Origin of the sequence: Mesorhizobium sp. M2A.F.Ca.ET.039.01.1.1, assembly GCF_003998035.1 — a bacterium.
GTDB lineage: Bacteria > Pseudomonadota > Alphaproteobacteria > Rhizobiales > Rhizobiaceae > Mesorhizobium.
Window position 1 is genome coordinate 1 of sequence record NZ_RZRY01000754.1, and the last position, 2,798, is coordinate 2,798.

The 2,798-nt window shown below is 64.4% G+C and carries 3 protein-coding genes and 1 pseudogene; 2 read left to right on the top strand and 2 right to left on the bottom strand.

Going from position 1 to position 2,798, the window contains the following annotated elements:
• A pseudogene (locus EOA24_RS33130) lies at positions 1–309 on the bottom strand (hypothetical protein); the annotation flags it as partial.
• An 89-nt stretch (positions 310–398) separates the two neighbouring features.
• On the opposite strand from EOA24_RS33130, the gene EOA24_RS33135 reads away from it, so the two are divergent.
• Positions 399–1,307, top strand: coding sequence for a LysR family transcriptional regulator (locus tag EOA24_RS33135; RefSeq protein ID WP_126083296.1), 909 nt, complete (start codon positions 399–401; stop codon positions 1,305–1,307).
• Between the two features lie 12 nt (positions 1,308–1,319).
• Here EOA24_RS33135 and EOA24_RS33140 read toward each other — a convergent pair whose 3' ends face one another.
• The gene (locus tag EOA24_RS33140) at positions 1,320–1,853 is read right to left on the bottom strand and encodes a hypothetical protein (RefSeq protein ID WP_245491207.1); all 534 of its coding nucleotides are present in this window, start codon (positions 1,851–1,853) and stop codon (positions 1,320–1,322) included.
• Between the two features lie 136 nt (positions 1,854–1,989).
• Here EOA24_RS33140 and EOA24_RS33145 point away from each other — a divergent pair, with 136 nt between their 5' ends.
• Complete coding sequence (locus tag EOA24_RS33145) at positions 1,990–2,541, top strand: isochorismatase family protein (RefSeq protein WP_126083295.1); 552 nt, start codon at positions 1,990–1,992, stop codon at positions 2,539–2,541.
• Positions 2,542–2,798 lie beyond the last annotated feature (257 nt).

A 2,798-nucleotide genomic window follows, 5' to 3' on the forward strand; every position in this document is an offset into this window, starting at 1 on the left:
CGCGCACAGCATGCGCAGCACCAGCACGCGGTTCTCGACCAGATCCGACAGCGGCACCAGGAAGAACAGCCCGGCCGCATAGCCGAGCAGGGTGGCCATCGAGACCAAGCCGCTCTCCGATGCCGCGGCGCCGAGCGACGGCCCGATCAGCCCGACCAGTGTCTGCGGCGCGAACAGATTGGTGACGATGATGCCGACCGAAGCGGCAAACAGCAGGGTCTGGGACGGGGTGATGGTGCTGCCGCAGGCATGTCGCGGCCGTTCGACGAGCTCGGCCGTGGCGATCCGCGCATTGTCTGTTCCGTTCATGGTGGCCTCGCATCTTTCGCGAGGACTTTATGGGCAACGATCATAATGCTACAATTGAAATGACCTGATAATGATTATGCGAGTTGCGCATGAACATCCATGATCTCGAAGCCTTCGTCGCCGTCGTCGAAACCGGCTCGATCGTCGGTGCTTCGGCGAGGCTCAACCTCACCCAGCCCGGCGTGACGCGTCGGGTGCAGAATCTCGAGGAGCGGCTGGCGACGCCCTTGCTCGACCGCCAGTCGAAGCCGCTCAAACCCACCGCATCCGGCCGCGAGGCCTATGAGCATGGCCGCCGCGTGCTGCGCTCGCTGGAGGACCTGAAGGCGGGCGTCTCGCCGGCGGGCGAGGTGCGTGGTGAGTTCCGCCTCGGCGTCATGCCCTATCTCTCGACCAGCGCGCTGTCCGAGCCGCTCGACAGTCTTCGCGCGGCATTCCCGCAGCTGACGCTGAAGATCACCTCGAGCCTCTCGCCGCGCCTTGTGGAGCAGGTGCTGCACAGCGAGATCGACGCGGTGGCCGTCTGCCTCGCCGAGGGCGTCGCGCCGCCGCCCGAACTCGTCGGCGACGATCTCGGCGTGCAGGCGGTGCTGCTGGTGGCCTCGCCAAGCCTCGGCGTGCCGAAGCCCGCCGAGCTCGACGATCTTGCGCGCTACCCTTGGGTGCTCAACGAAACCGGCTGCGGCTTCCGCGCCTTCATCCGCCACCGTTTCGAGGCGGCGCGGCTGCCTTTCCATGTCGGCGTCGAGGCGCAGGTCGCGGACCTGAGAATGTCGCTGGTCGCGCGTGGCCACGGCATCGGCGTCGTCACGCCCGGCGCGCTGTCGGGCAGCCAATGGCGCGACGCGGTCGAGGTGGTCGACTGCCCCGGCTTCAAGCCGCAGGTGCGCTGCTGGCTGCTCCACCGCCCCCCGGCCGGCAGGCTGGCACGCCCGATCGCGGTCTTCCGCGAGGCGCTGGCCGAGGCGCTGAAGGGCCCGATGCCGCTGATATCGTAAAAGCCAGGCGCCTTATCTCCCCCCTGACCGTGGAAAAAGCGATTTCAGTACTTTGGCAAACCCAAGCGTTAGAGACTGCCAGAGGGAGCGGGCCGCAACGTCCGTCGAGTTCGCTATTTCCGGGTCTTGCGATCGGGGCAGGGAGGCGAGCCACGAATCCCAAAACTGCTGCTGCATGGAGACGAACACGGGCATCACATCGTAACCTTCGTCAAATATATTGACTAAGTCGCTCTCCTTGGGACGCTCCCCCGTTTTCACTTTGCAGACCACCAATCCACGACTCATCCCTGTCACGGTGCCTTCAGGGAAAACATTCGCGCTCGCGCCATAACAAAAGGGCAGTATTCCATCCACTTCGAGCTGCTTGCGGATTTGGCATAGGGCTTCGAAATAATCGTCTTCCTCGGCAACGATGACTTTGTCGCGATAGCTGCAGGTGAGCCTGCACCGAGTCCCCACATTCCGCGGCGTGAACACCGCCTGCTCGTCACCTGCCGTGCCCCCTCCGATCAGGAACACGGTGTATTGTTCATCCATTGTCATCCCCCAATCCTTTGGTCACATTAGTTGCAATGATTTATCAATGCAACTGAAAATTGCGTATGTGTTGACTAGAGTTGCTGCTTGCTGGCTCCTGCCTCGGCCTTGACCTAGCCCACACCCACGTTATCTTCGCGCAATGCCGAACGCCGCTCCCTCCGCCGCCGCGCCGCTCATCGTCATCGACCTGCAGACCGGCATGTTCGACGGTCGTTTCGACCCGCCGATCCATGACGCCGACTCCATCGCCGAGCGCTCGCGCACGCTGATCGACTGGGCGCGGCGCTCCGGCCGCAAGGTGGCGTTCATCCGCCATGACGGGCCGGAGGGCGATCCGCTCGCGCCGGGCGCCTCCGGCTGGCCGGTCTGGCCGCTGCTCGGCCAGGCGGCCGACGAGCCGACCTTCGGCAAGAAAATCGGCAACGCCTTCTCCAACCCCGAACTCGCCGAATGGGTGGCGGGGCAGGGCGCGAAGGACGTCTTGCTCATCGGCGCACAGACCGATTTCTGCGTCGCCGCAACCGTCAAGGGCGCCTTGGCCGAGGGCTTGGGCGTCACGGTGGTCTCCGACGCGCATTCGACTCTGGATTCGCTCGAGGAGAAAGCGCCCGACATCATCGCCCGCCACAATGAGGCCTTTGCCGGCCAGGGCGCGCGCTTGACGACGACGGCGGAGTTGACGGAAGGCTGAGCGCATTCTTCCTTCCCCCTTGTGGGAGAAGGTGTCGCCGAAGGCGACGGATGAGGGGTGCTCCAGGGAAAGCCAGCGTCTCACTCCGCTGGAACACCCCTCATCCGTCTCGGCGCTACGCGCCGATCCACCTTCTCCCTCAGGGAGGGCTTTGCACGGAACTGAGTTGGTGATTCCGTATGTCCGGCATGAAGGGGAGATGATTCGGATGGTCGATCGCGTGCTTGGACAACTGAGCCTTGCGGATGGGCTGGTGT